The 20,051-nt window shown below is 50.2% G+C and carries 19 protein-coding genes; 15 read left to right on the forward strand and 4 right to left on the reverse strand.

The window, feature by feature from the left end:
• Positions 1-70: 70 nt before the first annotated feature.
• Positions 71-850, reverse strand: a complete 780-nt coding sequence (locus tag MKX70_RS33255; RefSeq protein WP_042233102.1) for a TatD family hydrolase — start codon at positions 848-850, stop codon at positions 71-73.
• 25 nt (positions 851-875) lie between these two features.
• Entirely contained in the window at positions 876-2,000 is a 1,125-nt protein-coding gene (locus MKX70_RS33260) for a stalk domain-containing protein (RefSeq protein ID WP_042233103.1), read from the reverse strand.
• A gap of 193 nt (positions 2,001-2,193) precedes the next feature.
• Between MKX70_RS33260 and MKX70_RS33265 the strand changes: the two genes are divergently transcribed.
• The 4 genes from MKX70_RS33265 (at position 2,194) to MKX70_RS33280 (ending at position 4,834) form a co-directional block, all read left to right on the forward strand.
• A complete protein-coding gene (locus MKX70_RS33265; RefSeq protein ID WP_340841742.1) occupies positions 2,194-3,108 on the forward strand; it encodes a DMT family transporter in 915 nt (304 codons plus the stop codon).
• Between the two features lie 61 nt (positions 3,109-3,169).
• The gene (locus tag MKX70_RS33270; RefSeq protein WP_042233105.1) at positions 3,170-3,754 is read left to right on the forward strand and encodes a sigma-70 family RNA polymerase sigma factor; all 585 of its coding nucleotides are present in this window, start codon (positions 3,170-3,172) and stop codon (positions 3,752-3,754) included.
• 109 nt (positions 3,755-3,863) lie between these two features.
• Complete coding sequence (locus MKX70_RS33275; RefSeq protein ID WP_197073038.1) at positions 3,864-4,499, forward strand: DUF3600 domain-containing protein; 636 nt, start codon at positions 3,864-3,866, stop codon at positions 4,497-4,499.
• A gap of 2 nt (positions 4,500-4,501) precedes the next feature.
• Positions 4,502-4,834 carry an aspartyl-phosphate phosphatase Spo0E family protein gene (locus MKX70_RS33280; protein ID WP_042233107.1) on the forward strand — a complete coding sequence of 111 codons (333 nt, stop codon included), beginning with the start codon at positions 4,502-4,504 and terminating at the stop codon, positions 4,832-4,834.
• Here MKX70_RS33280 and MKX70_RS33285 read toward each other — a convergent pair.
• Positions 4,799-5,374, reverse strand: coding sequence for a TetR/AcrR family transcriptional regulator (locus MKX70_RS33285; protein ID WP_042233109.1), 576 nt, complete (start codon positions 5,372-5,374; stop codon positions 4,799-4,801). The two genes, MKX70_RS33280 and MKX70_RS33285, sit on opposite strands and share 36 nt — an antisense overlap.
• A gap of 182 nt (positions 5,375-5,556) precedes the next feature.
• On the opposite strand from MKX70_RS33285, the gene MKX70_RS33290 reads away from it, so the two are divergent.
• From MKX70_RS33290 to MKX70_RS33310, 5 genes are all read left to right on the forward strand, one after another.
• Positions 5,557-6,759, forward strand: a complete 1,203-nt coding sequence (locus tag MKX70_RS33290; protein ID WP_340789801.1) for an MFS transporter — start codon at positions 5,557-5,559, stop codon at positions 6,757-6,759.
• Positions 6,760-7,035: 276 nt separating this feature from the next.
• Positions 7,036-8,361: an ABC transporter substrate-binding protein gene (locus MKX70_RS33295; protein ID WP_340841743.1), complete on the forward strand. Its 1,326-nt coding sequence runs from the start codon at positions 7,036-7,038 to the stop codon at positions 8,359-8,361.
• Positions 8,358-10,061: a methyl-accepting chemotaxis protein gene (locus MKX70_RS33300; RefSeq protein WP_340789798.1), complete on the forward strand. Its 1,704-nt coding sequence runs from the start codon at positions 8,358-8,360 to the stop codon at positions 10,059-10,061. Before MKX70_RS33295 ends, MKX70_RS33300 begins: the two co-directional genes overlap by 4 nt.
• A 216-nt stretch (positions 10,062-10,277) precedes the next feature.
• Positions 10,278-10,841, forward strand: a complete 564-nt coding sequence (locus MKX70_RS33305) for a sigma-70 family RNA polymerase sigma factor (protein WP_340841744.1) — start codon at positions 10,278-10,280, stop codon at positions 10,839-10,841.
• A complete protein-coding gene (locus tag MKX70_RS33310; RefSeq protein ID WP_340841745.1) occupies positions 10,838-11,800 on the forward strand; it encodes a DUF4367 domain-containing protein in 963 nt (320 codons plus the stop codon). Before MKX70_RS33305 ends, MKX70_RS33310 begins: the two co-directional genes overlap by 4 nt.
• A gap of 104 nt (positions 11,801-11,904) precedes the next feature.
• On the opposite strand, the gene MKX70_RS33315 is transcribed toward MKX70_RS33310, so the two are convergent.
• Positions 11,905-13,968 carry a methyl-accepting chemotaxis protein gene (locus MKX70_RS33315; RefSeq protein WP_340841746.1) on the reverse strand — a complete coding sequence of 688 codons (2,064 nt, stop codon included), beginning with the start codon at positions 13,966-13,968 and terminating at the stop codon, positions 11,905-11,907.
• A gap of 275 nt (positions 13,969-14,243) precedes the next feature.
• Here MKX70_RS33315 and MKX70_RS33320 point away from each other — a divergent pair, with 275 nt between their 5' ends.
• The 6 genes from MKX70_RS33320 (at position 14,244) to MKX70_RS33345 (ending at position 19,903) form a co-directional block, all read left to right on the forward strand.
• Positions 14,244-15,326, forward strand: a complete 1,083-nt coding sequence (locus tag MKX70_RS33320) for a LolA family protein (RefSeq protein ID WP_042233121.1) — start codon at positions 14,244-14,246, stop codon at positions 15,324-15,326.
• Positions 15,327-15,506: 180 nt separating this feature from the next.
• The gene (gene alr / locus MKX70_RS33325) at positions 15,507-16,688 is read left to right on the forward strand and encodes an alanine racemase (RefSeq protein ID WP_042233123.1); all 1,182 of its coding nucleotides are present in this window, start codon (positions 15,507-15,509) and stop codon (positions 16,686-16,688) included.
• 210 nt (positions 16,689-16,898) lie between these two features.
• Positions 16,899-17,180 (forward strand): CopG family ribbon-helix-helix protein, encoded by a 282-nt coding sequence (locus MKX70_RS33330; RefSeq protein WP_039307597.1) that lies wholly within the window; start codon positions 16,899-16,901, stop codon positions 17,178-17,180.
• A 3-nt stretch (positions 17,181-17,183) separates the two neighbouring features.
• On the forward strand, positions 17,184-17,534 hold the full coding sequence (locus MKX70_RS33335) for a type II toxin-antitoxin system PemK/MazF family toxin (RefSeq protein WP_019913013.1): 351 nt from the start codon (positions 17,184-17,186) through the stop codon (positions 17,532-17,534).
• A 273-nt stretch (positions 17,535-17,807) separates the two neighbouring features.
• Positions 17,808-18,371, forward strand: coding sequence for a TetR/AcrR family transcriptional regulator (locus tag MKX70_RS33340; RefSeq protein WP_340841749.1), 564 nt, complete (start codon positions 17,808-17,810; stop codon positions 18,369-18,371).
• 320 nt (positions 18,372-18,691) lie between these two features.
• Positions 18,692-19,903, forward strand: a complete 1,212-nt coding sequence (locus MKX70_RS33345) for an MFS transporter (protein WP_340841747.1) — start codon at positions 18,692-18,694, stop codon at positions 19,901-19,903.
• Positions 19,904-20,051 lie beyond the last annotated feature (148 nt).

Consider the following 20,051-nt stretch of genomic DNA (forward strand, 5'->3'; position numbering starts at 1 on the left):
TACAGGATTTGCTGGCGGTCACCGCGGCGCGGCCGAGTCCATCATTCACCGGGGTACGGTGACGGCTAAGCTACAGTCCGTAGAACCGCACCGTATTCGCTGTTAGAATAGCCTTCGCCTCGCTCCCGGTATATCCATGCAGCGCTCCCCAGGCGGCGGCAACGTCATGCACCATTGCCGGATGGGTGGTACGCCCGGTGAATGGGCCTTCAAAAGGCCACGGACCATCGGTCTCCGCCATGACCAGCTCCGGCGGGTAGCGGCGCGCGAGATCCTGAATCTCCTCTTCATAGAGAATATCGGGAGTGAACGAAATATAATAGCCGCGGCTGATCATACGGTCGACAGTATCTTCCGGGCCCTTGAACCAATGGAAATGGGCCCGGGTAATGTGATGCTGCTCAAGCAAATCACATACGGTCCAGGCATCTTCATAGACGGCATGCAGCACCACCGGTTTGGCTAAACAAGCTGCCAGCTCAAGGAGTCTGTCCAGAAGCCGGATATAAGGTTCCATATCCCATGCCTCCCCGCGTTCTATAGCTTCGGCCCTGGAATAGTAAGGAAGCCCGATTTCACCTATAGCTGCCATATCCGGGGCATGGAGCGTGATCCAGTCCAGCAGCGCGGCCAGCTCCTCCTCCGGCGGCAGCGGCTGCTCGGGATGGAAGCCGTAGGCGGGTCTCACCAGCCCGGGATAACGGGCTGCTATCTCCTGAGTACGCAGACTGGAAGTGAGGTTCATCGAGACCGCAATCAGCGCCTCAATGTCCTGCTCCGGCAAGCTCTGCAGCAAGGAGGATAACAAAGTCTCTTCATATTGGTCCAGATGTATATGGGCATCAATCATGCGTAATTGCTCCTTCCTCCGCAGGTTACTTCTCTACAAATTGCTGAGTGCTATCATGCGGTTCGAAAATGATCGAGCCAAGCTCCAGCCCCGCTGTCCCTGCCTTGTATTCCAGCTTCAGCGTTCCCATGCTCTCGGTCATTCCTACCATTAGGCTGGTATCCGCTAACAGCTTGCCGTCTTTCACCGAGTAGTAGGTAACAGCACCGATTCCTGCAGTCTTGCCGAAATATTTCAATCCGTCTTCTGCACGGTCCGGAATTCTTATCGTTACTTTGGACGGGGTTGCTCCTTTGAGCTCAAGCTTCAGCAGCACATCCTTCTTATCCAGCGAAATGCTGGAGGATACTACAGCAGAAGCAGCTTGTTCCGCTGCAGGCACGGAGAGCTCCTTCCACTGCTCAGGCTTGACCACATGAACTTCCTGCACTACCAGCGAAGTTCCGGTACCCAGTGTGAACACAACGGTTACTTCAGGTTTCCCGTCTGAATCTACATCCGCATAGAAGAGCTGGGGCGGATTCGAGAAATCTCTGTCTACGGTCCAGTCGAAGCTGTGCTTCTTGCCGTTCACTTCCAGGATGAATCCTTTGTAGGTGTTGCCGTCCTTCAGCGCGGCATACAGCTTGACCTTGGCATGACCCCCGGCCACAACGAGGGGTTCAGCGGGAACCCTGACGGTTGTGCTGAGACTGCCCGGCGTAATCACGACCCGGGTTCCTCCCGATTCCAGCTCTGTGGTAGCACCCGTAAGCGAATTCAGACTATCTGCCGGAATATATACATGTCCGGCCTTAAGAATAACAGTAGCCTCCAGGCTATCTTGATAACTTCCATCTGTTTGTGTATAGCGGACCTGGATAGAGGAGCTGCCGGGGGTAAGGACTTTAGTATCCCAACCAGTCGTGAGAGTAAGCTGCTTGAGGACATTATTCCATTGCAGCTGGATAGGGTAAAATTCCTTCAGGGCAAGAGCCGGTACATATAATATCCCATTGGAATGGAATGGCGGAACTTGGGGAAGAACGGCTTGTCCGTCTACCTTAAGGGCTAGTGGAGCTGCAGCAGAATGGGCAATATTTATGGATGATGCCGCCGCATGACCTGCGATGAGCAGGGCAATCGCGGAAGCGGCAATTAATTTTTTCATAAGATAACCTCCGGAGTCTGGAAATTCCAATCCATTTTATTATAAATGAAAAACTCCGCTTGCGGGTCACGTTCTGTTAACAAAGATAAGTCAAGCCTGTTACGGTTCAAGTTTAGTATGATCTATCTACCAGAGGAGACAGCCGGTAATTCCGTATAATTAACACTAAATATCTATACATATACGCAGGAGGGTGGAGTTATTGTTGCGGACCCAAGGAATTATTATGGCCTCCGGCGGAGCGTTATTATGGGGAGTATCGGGGACGGTCGCCCAGCATTTGTTCCAGCAGTCCATGCTGCCTGCAGCCTGGCTGGTGACCCTGAGACTGCTGGTATCGGGAGTCCTGTTCCTGATGTTTACACTCCGTAAGGAGGGCTCGCAGGTATGGAAGCTGTGGCTGGACCGGAGATTCGTTCTTCAAATGCTGCTGTTCGGGCTGCTGGGCATGCTTGGGGTACAGTACACGTACTTCGCTTCCATTGAGTCAGGCAATGCTGCAATCGCCACACTGCTGCAGTATTTAGCCCCGTTGTTTATTCTCCTGTACACTGTTATCTGGACAAGAACGAAGCTGGCTCCGCTGGATATCATCGGTGCGCTGCTCGCGCTGGGAGGAACGTATTTACTGCTGACCGGCGGCGATTCCTCGGAGCTGACCGTTCCCCTGAGAGGCTTGATCTGGGGGATTCTATCCGCAGTGTCCTTGACGTTCTATACCCTCTATTCAGGTCCGCTGCTGAAGCTGTACAGCACTTCACTGCTGATGGGCTGGGGGATGATTGTGGGAGGAGCAGGGATGAGTCTCATTCATCCGGTCTGGTCCGTTCCGTCTGCCGATTGGTCGCTGTCTATCATTCTGGCTATTCTATTCGTTATTCTGCTGGGAACATTAGCCGCCTTCTATCTATACATCGGCAGTCTCCGCCACATTGCTCCGCATGAAGCCAGCCTGCTGTCCTGTACGGAACCGGTCTCAGCAATTGTCTCCTCCGTAATCTGGCTGTCCGTCCCCTTCAATCTGTACCAGGCACTGGGAGCGGGAATGGTTGTACTTATGACTGTAATGGTTTCTTTGAAATCACGGACTAAAGAGATCGCGAATTAAATCGAACGAAATCCCTGAATCCTTCCAAGTAGATAGTGTAAGCCTGAAGGGGGAATGACGGATGAAGACAACAGAACCATATTCGCAGCTCATCGGACTCACGCTAGCCGGCAGCCGTGAAGCTTACGGTGAGTTATACGAGGCGACTATTCATGATGTCTATAAGGCCGTGCGTTTCCTCGTTTCCGGGGTTTCAGATGCAGAGAATATTGTGCAGGAGATATATATTGAGCTGTACCGTTCACTTAGGAAATTTGACAGGACACAAGCGTTTAGACCCTGGCTTATGGGGCTCACGATACGGCAGATTCATGCCCATAGGCGAAGAAGGTGGAGACAGTTCCGAATTCAGAACAAAGCGGAGCAGACTTGCCAGACTATAGAACATGATCTCGCCAGCGATGTTGTGGACCGGATGGCAAACCGGGTACTTACCGATATGGTAAGCCGTTTGCCGTACAAGCTGAAGCAGGTCATTATCCTGCATTACTTGCATGAGTATACTCAGGAAGAGATCGCTGCCATCCTTCAGATTCCGCTGGGAACGGTGAAATCACGGCTCCATGCCGCTCTGCAGAAGCTTAGACGGAAACATCAGGTGACTACGATCAGGTTAGGGAAGGTGGAGGATCTGCATGAATCTTGAGCACAATTTGCGGCGGGCGCTTCAGGAAGAAGCCGGAGCTATGCACGCTCCACCCGAACTGAAAGGGGAGATCCTTAACAGGATTGCACTCAGACAAGGAGGGAAACGCATGAAAAAATGGCTGGTAGCGGCAGTAGTAGCTGCAACCTTAATAATCCCTACCGGAGCGTATGCCGGTTACAATTATCTGGCGGATTCACTATACGGCTCGCAGGACAATACAGCGAAGATCGGCGGCACACAGCAGCATTACGACCAGCTTGAGGCTAAGTTACAGCAGGCCAAGTCCAGTTTGAGCGGGGATGACTTCACTGCACTGTCAACTCTGCTGCATGAGTTAGCTGGCTATAATCTGCAGATCGCCGATGATCAGGGGGGGCTTCATCCTGAGAAGCTGAGTGCCGCAGATCAGCAACGCTACAAGGAGTTGGCTGCAGCAATTGAGCCGTATAATGACAAGCTGAATCAGGCAGAAGCTCCGGGAACTGCCGCAAGCACCACGGATACGGATTTCGCCGCCTTTAGCGATCAACTGCTTGTTAAGGCTGAGCAGACGTTTAGCGGTGAAGAATTGGCTGCAGTCCAGCAGCTGATTGGTGAATGGAAGATGTATACAGCCCGAATGAGCGGTCCGGATCATAGCATTGTATCAGATGCTGAGTTAGCCGAGCATGCCGCTCTGCTGGAGAAGCTTAATCCATATCTGGAAAAGATGGGGTATAGGATAAAGCCTTCTAACCGTTAAAAATGCCGCCATGCACAAAATCAAAAACCACCGGACAGGGGAAATTCCCGTATATCCGGTGGTTTTTATATAAATATAAGAATTTATATGTTTCACATGATAACTTATCCTTCTATTTCTCGCTGAAACGGTACCGTCCTTACAAAAGAACGGCAAAGCCGTTTCCACTTGCCATACTGCGTTGTAAGGAGCGTACCCGGCTGAATCAGATGGATGAGCAGCACGGCCGCCTGCATCCCAGTGTAATCAGACAGTCTCAAAAATTGGACGACCTCACTAATGAATATCACAAAGAGCAGTCAGGCCTGAATTCCCTCAAGCGCCAGCAAGACTAAGTTCCGGACAGATTCCTCGTTCAGTGCATCCCCCGTCAACAATAACCGGTAAAAAATAGGCCCGTAAATCAAGTCGATACTGCTCCAGATGTCGAGCTCTTGCTTCAATTCTCCTCTCGCCACTCCCCGTTCGAGCAACTGCCAGGCCTCCTGGCGGCGAGGACCGAAAAATCTGCTGCGGTAAGCCTCAGCCAGTCCTGGGTCGAATTGCCCTTGACCGATCAGTTCAGTAATGACTTTGCCTTCCCGGCTGGACAGGAACATGGCCAGATTTCCCGCGTGGATCACCAAATCCTCCTTCACAGAGCCGCTGTCTGGTATAGGCAGTCTGGCGGAAGCGGCAAAAAGATATCCGTCTATCACTACCGCAGCTTTATTCGGCCACCATTTATAGATGGTCGCTTTGCTGACCTGAGCCAGTTCCGCGATTTTCTCCACCGTAACTGCACCGAATCCCATCTCCAGCAATAAATCATATGAAGCGTTCAGAATGGCATTCTTCGCCTCCGTATTGCGCGGCCGGCCCCTCTTCTTATCCATGGCGCGTTCCTCCTAATAGATGACTACATATATAACCTGCGACATCCAAACTCAAGATCGATCTGTAACTGGAGTATATCATAAAACCGCCTATTTACAAAACTGAACGTTTAGTATATTATTTGGTCATAGGAATTACTAAACTGTACGTTCAGTATTTAAAATTGAAAGGTGGAATTGATATGCAACAACAAGCTGTATCTTCTGTAAACCACAAGGCTATTCCAGGCTGGATCACATTTCTGCTCGCAGTATCCTGCGGCCTGATTGTGGCGAATCTCTATTATGCACAGACGCTGGTCGGACCGATCGGGCAGGCCATTCATCTGTCTCCAGGAGCCACGGGGCTGATTGTGACGCTGACACAAATCGGTTATGTTGTCGGGCTGCTGTTCATTGTCCCGCTCAGTGATATTATCGAGAACCGGCGGCTCGCTGTAACGTCCCTAATTCTGGTCGTAGCTGCACTTGCAGCTGCGGCACTTGCACCGAATGCTCCGCTGTTTCTTGCAGCCTCCATGTTCATCGGGCTAGGTTCAGTGGCAGCGCAGATCCTGGTGCCGTATGCATCGTATCTGGCGGCAGAAGAGGAACGCGGCCGTGTGGTAGGCAATGTGATGAGCGGACTGCTGCTGGGTATTATGTTTGCCCGGCCGGTGGCAAGCTTCATGGCCGGATTGTGGGGCTGGAAGTCTATATTTGTTGTCTCTGCAGTTGTGATTGCGCTCCTGACCCTGCTTCTGTCCCGCATACTTCCGGCACGCAAGCCAGAACCTACGTTGAATTACGGCCAATTAATCCGTTCGCTGGGTACACTGTGGATGCATACGCCGCTGTTACGCCGCCGGGCGATATACCAGGCCAGCCTGTTCGGCGCCTTCAGTCTGTTCTGGACGACAGTTCCAATGCACCTGTCCAGCTACTATCACCTGTCCCAGCAAGGCATTGCCTTGTTTGCTCTCGCCGGTGTGGGCGGAGCGGTAGCAGCCCCGATTGCGGGAAGACTGGCGGACAAGGGCTGGACCAGACCCTTGACTGGCCTTGCCATATCCCTCGCCGCAATATCGTTTATCATGGCTTATCTGCTAAGAGATGATTCTAGACTTACACTTGGCCTGCTGGTACTGACGGCAATCCTTCTGGACATGAGTGTATCCGGCAATCTGGTACTGGGACAGCGGGTCATTTATTCACTCGGCAATGAAACCAGAGGACGGCTGAACGGGTTGTTTATGGCGATATTTTTTGTAGGCGGAGCGGTGGGTTCTTCTCTGGGCGGTTGGGCCTATGCTTACGGCGGCTGGAACCTTGCCACACTGATCGGGCTTATTCTGCCGGTGCTGGCGCTGGTCTACTTTTTGACCGAAAAGAAGAATAACGGATAAGCACGGAACCCCTGCCTGCGGTTCACTGGGAATCTCCCTGTTTGAGGACCTCTTACACCAAGAGGTCTTTTTTGTGCAATAACTATTGATATGGAAAATAACTTTTTGGAGAAGTTCTGCTATGGAAACAGATACAAAGTGACATTTTTTTCACAAGTACTATTTTCCATTTCATAAAGACGATAGAGTGTCCGATAAAGAGAAAGTAGCATAGAGATAAAACTACAATATATTCAAAAATTCGACATTAAACGACAAGAAAAGGCGGCTGATGAAGTGAGTGTAAGACGATTGAGGACAGTTTCACAGGTGTTAATTAGTATTATTGTACTGGCGGCTATGTTGGGCTGCAGTTCATCAAACGGAAGTACGGCGGACAAGACCGCCAAGGATCAGGAAGTGAAGCTGAAGTTTATCTGGTGGGGGAAGGACCAGCGCAAGCAGGATACCCTGAAGGTTATTGCACTCTATGAGAAGCAGCATCCGAACGTACATATTATGACAGAAGATTACTCAGTGAATAATGATGTTGCTACCCAGCTGGCAATGGAGACCGCCGACCAGGCTACACCTGATATTATACAGGGGGATTACAGCTTCATCTTCGATTATATTAACCGTGATCTGATTGAACCGCTGAATCCTTACATAAAAAATAAGACGCTTTCGACTTCCGATATTGCCAAGTCGACACTGCTTCCGGGGATGAAGGGTGATGAATTATTTGCGCTGAATATCGGCATGAATTCTGAAGCTCTTTTGTACGATCCTGAGTTTTTCCAGGAGGCCGGCCTTGCAGTTCCTTCAATGGACTACACGATTGATGAACTGCATACCCTGCTAACGCAACTGAAAGAAACAGTGGATACTCCGGATTTCTATCCGCTTGGGAATATGTTTAATGCGAATTATTATCTGAGAACCCGCGGAGCCTCGATGTTCAACGCTGCAGGAACGAATCTGGGATATGATGACGATACTATATTATCCGATTATCTGTCCCTGTATAAGCAGTGGTATGACGAAGGCCTGATTAAGCCGGATTCCTACCAAGATATCCCTGTAGATGAGAGTCATCCGGTTATCAGCAGACAATCGGCTTTTTACTTCGGGTTCAGCAATAATGTTGCTGCGCTGAGCAAGTTAGCCGGCCACACCATCAAGCTGCTGCCCCTTCCTGTGATCACAGAAGACGGTGAAGGCAGATTCATCAAGCCGTCGATGTTCCTGGCGGTGTCTTCCTATTCCAAATATCCGGAGGAAGCTGTCAAATTCCTGGACTTCTTCGTGAATAATGCAGAGGCGAATGATATTCTCCAGGGCGAACGCGGCATTCCGGTATCCAAAGTGATCTCTGCCAAGCTATCAGCAAAAGCGGATGAGACCGGTAAGCAGCAATTGGAGCTGATCAAATATCTGAACACCCATTCGGCGCCTATAGATGCTCCTGCTCCCGGGAACTCCATTGTTGTAAGTAATTCTTTCCTGTTAATCCTCAAGCATGTAGTAGAAGGCAGCATTACACCGGAACAAGGTGCTAAATTTTACCGCTCAGAGGCGACCGGGATCCTGCAGGGTTCTGGGACGGAGGGCGAGAAATGAGCAGATTGATTGGTGAATATACGATCAGAAAAAAACTGTACAGCGGGTTTGGCCTAGTTCTGCTGCTCCTGATCATCGTGTCTGTCAGCAGCTACTCTTATCTCTCAGAGGTAAATAACTCTTATACTTATCTGCTGCGGAATAAATCGGAGTCGGTGCAGTTAATCAAAGATTTGCGGATCACGGTAGAGACGGAGAAGTCCAGTCTTTACGGATATGTAATCAACGGCGATGAGGAGAGCCTGACGGCATTTACAGAAGCACAGTTGAACTTTGACAAAATATTAACACAGCTGAAGCCGCTGATCGAGGACCGGAATGATAAACAGATCATCGCAGGTCTGGATCTGCTGCAGAGCCGCTACAGCAGTACGGCCATGCAGGTGATCGACAGCAAGAAACAGAATGACAGTGCCGCCTACCTGGAGCTGATTGCCAGCCAGGCCCCAGTGTTGGAGAAATTCAGCAGTACCGCAGAGCGGTTCGTGAAGCTCCAGGAGGATGATCTGAAGGCAGCAGCCGATCAGACGTTTGATCAAGTCGCTCACATTAAGATCCTGGTCCTTACCTTGACAGCAGCTGCCCTGCTTCTCGGCGTGCTTGCCAGTATTCTGATCAGTAGAGCAATATCGAATCCGATCCGCAAGCTCCAGAAGATGGCCGCCCAGATTGCTGAAGGCGACTTAAGGAATACACTTGTTGAGATTAAGAACAAGGACGAGATCGGCCAATTGGCGCAAGCCTTCAATAACATGGGCAACCATTTGCGGAGCTTAATTCAGGAGGTCGGCATGAATGCAGAGCAGGTGGCTGCTTCTTCTGAAGAGCTGACTGCCAGCGCTGAACAGACCGGACAAGCTACAGAGCATGTCGCGCTGATTACAGAGAAACTGGCCGAAGGTGCGCAGGTCCAGGTGAACAGCATCGAAGACAGTGTGGCCCTTGTTCAGAAAATGGATGGTGAAGCAAAGGAAATCGCACAGGCATCTATTCATGTCAAAGACTCGGTGGATGCAGCATTCGGGCTGGCCACAGACGGTATCGTGGCTGTAGAAATCGCTGTTGACCAGATGAATGCTGTGTCCGCGAATGTAGGAGATGTCTCACAAGTGGTCAGAGCTTTGGGTGAAAGCTCCAAAGAAATCGGCGATATTATCGCTATTATTACGGATATTGCCAATCAGACGAATCTTCTCTCCCTCAATGCAGCTATTGAAGCCGCGAGAGCGGGGGAGCATGGCCGCGGGTTCGCTGTTGTGGCCGGTGAAGTGCGCAAGCTGGCGGAGAAGACGGCTGAATCCGGGAAGCGGGTATCCGATGTTATCCATTCGATTCAACAGGAAACGCACCGTACGATAGAGATGGTCTCCCAAGGAGAGAAGGAAGTAGTGCGCGGAATTGATGCGGTTCAAACCGCAGGGAAGTCCTTTGCAGAGATCAAGGATTCTATCCGGGCAATTAATGAACAGATTCAAGGCGTATCGGACTCTTCACAGCAAATGTCCAATGGCACCCATGAGCTGGTCATTGCTTTTGAGCAGATTAATCAGATCACCATTGCTTCCTCTGAAGGAACGCATGATGTCTCAGCTTCAGCGCAGGAGCAATTGGCCAGCGTAGAAGAAATTGCTGCCGCATCGCGTCTGTTGTCGGGACTTGCGGAAGAACTTCAGGAGAGTATATCTAAGTTTACGGTTTAATCAATTTCGTTCATCTGCAGTTAATAGACAGAGGGTGTTCTTCGTGGCCATTTAACATGGCGCTGAGGGCACCCTCTTCGTATTCGGATTGGCAGGGCTGGAATTTTCTTTATTTTTATTTGGTCTGATGATGTAATGGAATGGCTATAGGTGACGTATTAGCTGATGTACATTACTTGGCCAAGTAAATTCAGCCGGGAAGGGAGGGCCATCAGGATGCAAGAGCGCGCATTGCAGCCTTTGATTCACGAAAGGGTTCGAGGAAATATGGAGACAGAATTGCAGTTCGCTGCGATCTTTGAAACCTACTATAAACGGATATTCAATTATATTGCCTACCGGGTGAGCTGCCGTTACACCGCCGAAGACCTGGCCAGCCAGGTGTTCGAGAAGACACTGTCCAAGCTATCCGGTTACTCCATGGAGAAGGCGCCGCTGGAAGTGTGGCTGTTCGCCATTGCCCGAAATGTAGTGAATGACTATTACAGAAGCCGGGCCAGGCACCGTTTCTTCTCGCTGGATACCCTCCGGGAGCTGGTATCGGGCAAAAAAGAGCCTGAGGCGCTGATCTTGGACAGCGAGCGGAGTGACAGGCTGAACCGGGCGCTGGATACACTCAGCGCGAAGGAACGGAACATTATCGCCCTTAAATTCGGGGCAGATCTGAAGAATACAGAAATTGCACGGGTTACAGGAATATCAGAGAGCAACGTCGGGGTTATCCTCTACCGGAGTATGAGGAAACTGAAATCTGAAATTGGGAGCGTGGAGGGATTATGAACAAGGATGACTGGCAGAAGTTCTCCATAGATATGGACGCCCGGAGCGGGAATCCGGCATCCGCTACAGATAAGGATGCTGCGGAATATCTGGAGCTCCTGGAGCTGGGAGAAGTTCTGGCCCGGCAGGATTTCAGCCAGGGCTCGAACAAGGCGGCGGTCCTCCTCCAAGCCAGAAACCGTGTCTTAACAGAACAGGAGGAACCAAAGATGAGCATTAGACAACGGATCAAACGGCCGGCCATGATCGTGGCTTCCCTGCTGGCAGCAGGCATAGTGAGTATTTCCTTCGTCAGGCCTTCTTTTGCACAGGAGATGCTTGTCCGGGCGTTGAATACCATCAATCTCGGCCACATTATTGCGAGTGAAATGGATCCGAATTACAAGCCGGAGTTCCCGGAAGCGTGGAAAGGCAAAATGTTTGATAAAGACGGCCATCCGATCACTTCATTTAATCATAAGCTTGGCACAGTCTTTAATGCTGAGGGTGAACGTATAGTGAATTTTGACGGAGACAAACTCATTACCCAGAGTGAGCAGGAGAAGCTGGATAAGGAACAGGCGGCGCGCATCTTTGCCGTCAAGGATCCTGCGGAGCTGGATAAATACGCTCTCTTCAGAGTGAAGCTGCCGGAATATCTGCCTGAGGGCTTCGCCTTTGACCATGGAGAATTCTACAAGGGCGAGGAAGGGGTCAATGGACAGGTTGTTGAATTGTTCTTCACTAGTGAGCAGACCGGCAAACGGATCTGGATGCAGCTGCGCTTATCTAATAAGGACAACGCCTATGAGATGTCGACGAGCGGCAAGATGGAGCAGGTGGAGCTCAATGGAGTCGATGCCGTCATGATGAACGAACGGACCTTGGACTGGGAAGCGAACGGAGTATTGTATGACCTCAGCACCCATGGTCTCGACCGGGCCGAGGTGCTGAAGATCGCCGAATCGATCCGCTGGTAACCGGATAGCAACCGGGACAGATGGTGAACCGCAAACAACAGGCAATGATCCCTGAACGGGGGTTCACAGCCTGTTGTTTTTGTTATATGGGCATGCGGTGAAGGTTACTCCACCTTGAAATTTGCTGCAGAATCGGCGAGGGTCTTGGTTAACTGATCGATAGTTTCGACCATATCCGCAAGCCGCTGTACGGTAGAGGATTGTTCATGCATGGTAGCTGTAACTTCCTCAACCGAAGCTGAGATTTCTTCTCCTGAAGCGGACAGGCTTTGGGCGGATTCCATGACTTCATCTTTGTCATTTTGCAAATAGGAAATTTCATCTGCCATGGTTTTGATCTGGGCAGTTATTTCTGTGATTTTCTTCAGAATGGTTTTGAATGAATCCTGGGTATGCCCCACGAGTTCATCCTGTTTATTGGAAATTTGGTTAATGGCTGCGACACTACTATTATTTTCAGTTACATATGCAAGATTCTGTTGGATGATCGCATAGATTTCATTCGATTGTCTGGAGCTTTGCTCCGCCAGCTTACGGATTTCGGAGGCTACGACTGCAAATCCTCTGCCGTGTTCCCCTGCCCGTGCAGCTTCAATAGATGCATTCAGCGCCAGCAGATTGGTCTGACTTGCAATTTGGCTAATCGCATTTGTAATTTGGCTGATGCTGCTGGAGCTCTCCTGAAGCTTCAAGGTAATTTCTGAAATTTTATGAACTTCCTCTTCATTCTTTACGTTGATTTCAATTAATTGTTCAACCACTTGTGTGCTTGTATGGAAGACTCCGACGATTTCTTCTGCTCTTGTCCGGACCAGCTGGGCATTGAGATTCATTGCAGCGAATTTCTCGCCAAACCCATGAAATTTTTGGACAATAGTATCGGTATCTTCGGACTGGGATTCCATAGCCTGGGCGATCCCCATGGAAGTGACTGAGGTTTCATTAATGGACCGGGAGGTTTGCTTCGATGTTTCGTCCAGTTCATTTGTACTGCTATGAAGAATGGCGATAGAATCGTTCATGCTGCTGATCAGAGCTTTATTTTGCCGGGCCATATGGTTGAAGCTGTCAGCCAATTCCCTGAACTCATTGTCATAGCGGCCTTCGGCTTCAACGGTCAAATCCCCGGTAGCTAATTGTGTGAACAGGCTGGTCAATTTGACAATGGGATTGGCGATCGAACGGGATAACAGCAGACCGAACCCGACGGCTATAAGAAGGGCCACTGTCGTAACGATCAGCAGCTTGTTAAACATGTCCTGTACAGGGCGCTTAATGTCATTATAAGGATCTGACACCGATACCGTGAGGTCAACACCCGGTATTTTACTGATTCTTACATAATCATCACCTATCGTGGTGGTTTGGGTTTTTATCTCTGTAGTAGCACGGTCAGCCAGAAAAGCTTTGATCTCCGGAGTGTTTCCAAGGCTTTGCCCTTTCTTCGACGGATCGGCTGAGTTGTAGAGGACGGTTCCGCCACGGCTGACAATCTGGACGAAGCCTTCCTGATTGATATTAATGCCGCCTAATTCGTCCAGAAAAAGATTGCTGTCTATGGTGAAGACGAAGAGGCCAAGCAGCTTGCCGCTTTGATCTTTGATGGGCTGGGCAAATGGGATAACTAATGTACCGTTTGATCTAGACACAATGGCATCAGCGATATAGGGAGCGCCTTTCAGACCTTCTATGAAATATTCGCGGTCCGACCGGGATTGGCCATGACTATCCGCATTGGTTCCCGCCACGATAGTCCCCTTTAAATCCAGCACGAGCATAGAGTCTGTACCTACGCTACCCTTCATGCTGTTTTGCAGAATTTTATTGGCTTTGCTGTAGTACGGATTTTTTGACGAGTAGAACTCCTGGTCTGAGAGTGTGCCTTCTGCTCTAAGCTTCAGAAGCTCCTTGAAAGTATCGTGTACTGAAATTACGTAAGACGCCTCTTGCTTAAATTTCATCGAATTCCAGAGTCCTTCACCGATCCGGTCCGCATTGGCATTGATTTCATCTTTGCTTTTTTTCACTAATAAATCGGACGATACCCAATATATCGTAACGGAAGTGGCCAGCAGTACTGCAGCAACAAGCAAGCTCATTAAGAGAGGCAGCTTAACCTTTAATGAAATCGTGTTAAATTTTTGGGTGAATCTACTAATGTTCTTCATCTGATCCAGTCTCCTTCAATGTATATATGTCTATGAAAAATTAGGCGTTCTACGCGACCTATCCTAGGGATGACTTATTTATAACAAGCAGTTATAGAGAATTTGTGATCTAAAAATATAAAATTGTGAAAACATATGAAACAGTCGTAGCCGGTGCTTTTTTCTTTTCACTGGTCCAAGTCTTACGCTTGTCATGCCCGTCTGCATAATGCGGCCAAGTTCCTCATAGACATGTACTAATCAATGCATTCAAAACAGGTTAAGGGGATGATGTCATGCGCCGGATAACATGGGTACTCGCGATCATTATGAGCGTGGCCTTAGTATTGACGGGGTGCGGGAAGAAGGATGCCGCCTCTGTGGTCAAGGATTTGAATAGTGTGTCTGACAAGCTGGAGAGCAAGCAGGGAGCTTATCAAGGCTCAGGCACGATGACCTTGTACACCGGGGAGCAGCCGCAGGAATACAAAGTGGAAGTGTGGTACAAGAATCCGTCCTACTACCGGATCAGCCTGTCTAATGTCCAGAAGGATGTGAAGCAGATTGTGCTGCGCAATGATGAGGGCGTATTCGTACTGACACCAAGCCTCGGCAAAAGCTTCCGCTTCCAGAGCGACTGGCCGGACAGCCAGGGACAGGTATATCTGTACCAGACGCTGCTCAAGGGAATTGTCTCTGACAACAACCGCCAGTTCGTAGAGGACGGGGACAATTATGTGTTTGAGGTAGCCGCAAATTATCAGAGCAGTGCGCTGGTCCGCCAGAAGATCTGGCTCGCCAAAAAGACTTATGAACCCAAGCAGGTTCAGGTATCGGATTCCGAAGCCAAGGTTGTCGTTAACGTGACCTTCGACAGCTTCAAGTTTGATCCGGAATTCGCCGCAGATTCTTTTGATATGCAAAAGAATATGGCCACGGGCTCACCTTCAGAGAGCACTGTAGCTGAAGTGGATGAGAACGGAAATCCGGTAGTGGCGGAAGACGGGGAACAGGCCGGCCAGCCGGTTACGGCAGAACTGGGTGACTTCGGAATCATCGAGCCGGATTATGTTCCGGCAGGCGTGAAGCTGAAGGATACGAACAAAATCGAAGGCAGCAAGGATCATGCGGTGCTTATCCGCTATGACGGTATCTACCAGTACACCATTATGGAAGCCCGTCCGCTGGACCGTGCGGTATCGCTGGCTCCAGGTAGTGTGATCGATCTCGGGTTCACCTGGGGACTTCTCAGCGGAGACGAGCAGCAGACATTGACCTGGATGAATGAGGGCGTCGAATACCGGATCACGAGCGATAATCTGCCAGTTACGGAAATGATGCAAATAGCCGCTTCTATGGAGGAACAATCGGGTAAATAAAGTTCAGTAGGCGGATACTGCGCAATGTGGGAATTATTCCTCTACACGCAGTGTCCGTTTTTTGCTAGTTCTGCTTACATTGACAGCGGCCTTCCCGAGCATTACCATTGCAGTAAGACCCCAAGTTCTATGTGATTTCGGCGTAGATGTTTTACTACAATGTAAGAAGGTGAACCTGAAGTGCAAGCAAGCTATCGACCGACAGTAGCCGAGATCAATCTGGATGATTTGCGTGCCAATTATGAGGCTTTCCGGGCGGCACTGCTGCCGGAGACCAAATTCATGGGATGCGTCAAAGGAAATGCGTACGGACACGGTGCCGTGGAAGTGACCCGGGAGCTGGAACGACTTGGAGCGGATTATGTTAGTGTCGCCTTTTTGGATGAGGCATTGGAGCTGCGTCAGGCGGGAATACTACTTCCTATTCTGGTGCTGGGCTACACCTCCCCGGAAGGAATAGCCGTTGCCTGGAAGAATAACGTTACCGTAACACTGTTCACACCGGAAGTACTGGAAGCTGTTAGAGCGCTTCCTGTAGAGAAGGAGCACCGGCTGAAGGTGCACATCAAGATTGACAGCGGGATGGGCAGGCTGGGATTATTGCCGGCCGATGCACCTGCTTTCATTGCTGAAGTGCATTCAGTAGCGCAGGCGGAGCTGGAGGGCATGTTTACTCATTTTGCTAAGGCAGACGAACAGAACAAAAGCTATACACTGATGCAGCACCGACGTTTCATGAGCGTGGCGGAAACGCTTCGGGATATGGATATTAAGATCCCGATCATACATACGGGCAATAGCGCTACGGCCATTGATACACCTCTCTTATCCAGCAACATGGTGCGTGTAGGCATAAGCTTGTACGGATTCTATCCTTCAAGTGAGGTGAACCGTGAGCTGGTGGCTTTACACCCGGTAATGACGCTGAAGACGCAGGCTGTCTATATCAAGACCCTGCCGCCTGACTCAGGCATCAGCTACGGCACCCGGTATTTCACGGACAGCGATGAGGTTATCGCTACGCTTCCCGTGGGATACGCTGACGGATATTCCCGCATGCTAACGGGCAAAGCGGAGGTGCTAATACGCGGACGCCGCGTTCCTGTCGTCGGAACCATCTGCATGGACCAGTGTATGGTATCACTCAAATCTTTCGCTGAAGAAGCGGAACAAATCAAAGCTGGCGAAGAGGTTGTACTCATCGGCCGCCAGGGAGCTGTGTCGATCACGGCAGACGAACTGGCGCTCCATCTTGGGACGATTCACTACGAAGTCATCTGTATGCTGGCTCACCGGGTGCCCCGCGTATATGTACGCGAAGGCATGTTACCCAACCTCGTGAATCCCTTGCTGCAGACTTGAAGCCCTGACCAGAGACCTTATCCAGGAATTGAAAATAAGGACTACCCGTATAGAGCATGTGACTTATAGTCTATACGAACCGCCATTTCTAGTTTATAATGGGATGCAGCATACTTGATATACTGGCGGCATATATTCCTTGTATAAAATTCCTTGTATATTGTAACACTGGAACACAAGGGCAGAAGGTTTGTGGGGGTGGAAGAGAAGGTGGCCAATTTGCAGAACACCAAAAGAATCATGATCAGCTTGCCCGATCATCTCTTGCAGGAAGTGGATGGGATCGTTCAATTGGAGAACTCTAACCGTAGTGAATTGATCAGGCAGGCCATGAAGCTGTACTTGACTGAACGGAGGAAACGTACCATCCGGGAGTCGATGCAGCGGGGATACATGGAAATGGCTAAGATTAATTTGACCATGGCAAGCGAGGCCTTTCTCGCAGAGGAAGATGCAGACAGTACTCTTGGCCGCTTAGTAAGCGGGGTGTAAATATTGATTGTTAAACGCGGCGACGTTTTTTTTGCCGACCTTTCACCGGTCGTGGGTTCAGAGCAAGGCGGAGTTAGGCCGGTACTGGTCATTCAGAACGACATTGGCAATCGCTTCAGCCCGACTGTAATTGTGGCAGCTATCACTGCCCAGATCCAGAAGGCCAAACTGCCGACGCATGTGGAGATTGATGCGGCTGCCCATGGCTTTGACCGGGATTCCGTTATATTGCTGGAGCAGGTTCGGACCATTGACAAACAACGCTTAACCGATAAGATCACCCACTTGGACGATGAGACCATGAAGCTGGTGGATGATTCGCTGCAAATCAGCCTGGGTCTGATTGACTTCTGAACCATATAGGGCTATGACATCAATAATTGTACTAAAAGGCATGCCGGAGATGTATCCGGTATGCCTTTTTTACAAGGATAAATACGTTCGGAGTTCACGGAAAGTAGCTGCGTAATCATCGAAGATAATGTCCCGCTGTGTGGGTTATTGGATAGTCTCACCGGGTGTTGTGCTAGGGCTTGACCTTATGTTATAATTAGACCGGTCAGTCGGTCTATAGGGGGGATACATATCAAAGGACGCTCGGATGGAGAAGAAACCAAGAACCGCATTCTGCAGAATGCTTCACATTTGTTCGCACACAAGGGTTATGGTGCGGTAAGTATGAATGAAGTCTGCTTAGCTGCGAAGGTCAGCAAGGGTAGCCTGTATCACCATTTTCCCAGCAAGGATGAACTGTTCTTGTATGTGGTGGAGGATGATACCCAGAAGTGGCTCTGTGAGTGGGAGGAGCTGCGGAGCAAGATCAGCGGGACGGAAGCCAGGCTGTTCGCGCTGGGAGACCATTACGCGAATGACTTCCAGAATCCGCTGATTCATGCGCTGGAGGAATACGCCAGATCCCGTACGCTTACCGATGATATCCGCCAGCGGCTCTCGCAGATCTACGAATCTGCTTCACAGGCCTGCCGTGACCTGCTTCAGGAGGGTATGGATTCCGGATATCTGATTCCAGGCAATCTGGACAACTATGTGACCATCGTCAGCGGCATGCTGGAAGGGATCGGCAGGGTCAGCGAGATTACAGCACTCGCCAAGGGGCCTGAGGATATCAGGGAATATTACCGCGGGGCCATTCAGCTGTTGCTTAAAGGACTGCGTACCCGGGAGAGCTGAACGGTAAACGGGATTATTAATCCACAAGCAGAAACGGCTAAGCTTCATTCATAGGAGCTTATGCTTCCGAGGCAGCGATATTGCATATTGCTTTCAGGCTGTTTCTGCGTGAAAGATAGGGATAATTATTTGCGGTGCGAAGCGTATAAATTATCATTTTTTAAATAGACCGGATGGTCGGTCTAGTCCACGGCGTTATGCAAGCAGCTGTACCCGTGCCGTTATGAGTTCTTTGCCGTTAATGGGAGAGACTGTTATTACATGAGATGAAGTACACCTGGAGCCTGAAGATTTGCCCGGGAAATACGGAGGGATTTACAATGTCATTATTACTAAGAAACCGGGGCGCGATGCTGCTCCTGATGTTGAATATATTTTTGGCGTTCACGGGGATTGGTCTGGTTGTCCCTATTATGCCGACCTACATGAATGAGCTGGGCATTGGCGGGAGTGTTGTCGGACTGCTGGTGGCCGCTTTTGCCCTGACACAGCTGCTGGTATCACCGTTTGCCGGGAACTGGTCGGACCGGATGGGCCGCAAAAAAATCATTATCGCCGGACTAATTGTCTTTGCCTTTTCGGAGCTGCTCTTTGGTCTGGCCACGGTACCCTGGCTGCTCTTCGTATCCAGAATGCTCGGCGGTGCGGGTGCGGCGATGATTATGCCGGCGGTTATGGCTTATGTTGCCGATACGACTTCTTCTGAAGAACGCGCCAAAGGTATGGGCTTGATTAATGCGGCCATCACTACGGGATTCATCATTGGTCCGGGAATTGGCGGGTATTTGGCTGAGCTCGGCATCCGGGTCCCTTTTTTCGTCGCTGCCGGAGCGGCTGCCGTTGTGGCACTCATTACTTTTGCCGTTCTGCCGGAATCACTGTCTGCGGAGAAGCGACATGAAGCGAAGTCTGATGAGGGGAACAAGGAGAATCTGGGGATGCAGATGCTACGCTCTTACCGGGAGCCTTATTTCTTCGGTCTGGTGATCATATTCGTGCTCTCCTTCGGACTGGCTAACTATGATACAGTGTTCGGGCTGTTTGTGGATCATAAGTTCGGGTTCACTCCTAAGGATATTGCGTTTGTCCTGACATTCGGTTCCATCGCGGGTGCGGTGGTTCAGGTTACAGTGTTTAGCTGGATTTTGAACCGTTTCGGCGAAAATAGAGTGATCTCCATTTGTCTGCTCATTGCCGGACTGTTTATCTTCCTCACGCTGTTCGTTCATGGGTTCGCAGCTATCGTTGCAGTGACCTTCATCGTATTCTTGGCAATGGATATTCTCCGCCCCGCCGTCGGCACACAACTCTCCAAGATGGCGGATGAATCGCAGCAGGGGTTTGTCATGGGGATGAACTCTGCCTACACCAGTCTTGGCAATATTGCCGGCCCGATTGTTGCCGGAATCCTGTTCGATATGGATGTGAATTTCCCTTATGCGGCGGCTGCGCTCGTCATGGTGCTCTGCTTCCTCATGTCGCTGAGTTACGGCAGAAGGAAACGGAGCCGGCGGAGTCCGGTGATGCGGTAACGGGAGGGTAAAGACACCGGGAACTTCCTCATTAACCAGGGGGGCTGCAGCAGGCCAAGGAAATAGTTGGATTTTTTCCACTTCCTCATAAATGAAGAAGCTGCTCTCAAACAGCAGTTGGAAAAACAGCACTTAATCTAAGGCATAT

It is taken from the genome of Paenibacillus sp. FSL R7-0312 (assembly GCF_038004445.1).
Classification (GTDB): Bacteria; Bacillota; Bacilli; order Paenibacillales; family Paenibacillaceae; genus Paenibacillus_AQ.

What these genes read in the sequence shown, in the direction of transcription:
- MKX70_RS33255 (WP_042233102.1), bottom strand. Translation starts at nt 850, where the DNA reads ATGATTGATGCCCATATACATCTGGACCAATATGAAGAGACTTTGTTA.
- MKX70_RS33260 (WP_042233103.1), bottom strand. Translation starts at nt 2,000, where the DNA reads ATGAAAAAATTAATTGCCGCTTCCGCGATTGCCCTGCTCATCGCAGGT.
- MKX70_RS33270 (WP_042233105.1), top strand. Translation starts at nt 3,170, where the DNA reads ATGAAGACAACAGAACCATATTCGCAGCTCATCGGACTCACGCTAGCC.
- MKX70_RS33275 (WP_197073038.1), top strand. Translation starts at nt 3,864, where the DNA reads ATGAAAAAATGGCTGGTAGCGGCAGTAGTAGCTGCAACCTTAATAATC.
- MKX70_RS33280 (WP_042233107.1), top strand. Translation starts at nt 4,502, where the DNA reads ATGCCGCCATGCACAAAATCAAAAACCACCGGACAGGGGAAATTCCCG.
- MKX70_RS33285 (WP_042233109.1), bottom strand. Translation starts at nt 5,374, where the DNA reads ATGGATAAGAAGAGGGGCCGGCCGCGCAATACGGAGGCGAAGAATGCC.
- MKX70_RS33290 (WP_340789801.1), top strand. Translation starts at nt 5,557, where the DNA reads ATGCAACAACAAGCTGTATCTTCTGTAAACCACAAGGCTATTCCAGGC.
- MKX70_RS33300 (WP_340789798.1), top strand. Translation starts at nt 8,358, where the DNA reads ATGAGCAGATTGATTGGTGAATATACGATCAGAAAAAAACTGTACAGC.
- MKX70_RS33305 (WP_340841744.1), top strand. Translation starts at nt 10,278, where the DNA reads ATGCAAGAGCGCGCATTGCAGCCTTTGATTCACGAAAGGGTTCGAGGA.
- MKX70_RS33310 (WP_340841745.1), top strand. Translation starts at nt 10,838, where the DNA reads ATGAACAAGGATGACTGGCAGAAGTTCTCCATAGATATGGACGCCCGG.
- MKX70_RS33315 (WP_340841746.1), bottom strand. Translation starts at nt 13,968, where the DNA reads ATGAAGAACATTAGTAGATTCACCCAAAAATTTAACACGATTTCATTA.
- MKX70_RS33320 (WP_042233121.1), top strand. Translation starts at nt 14,244, where the DNA reads ATGCGCCGGATAACATGGGTACTCGCGATCATTATGAGCGTGGCCTTA.
- MKX70_RS33345 (WP_340841747.1), top strand. Translation starts at nt 18,692, where the DNA reads ATGTCATTATTACTAAGAAACCGGGGCGCGATGCTGCTCCTGATGTTG.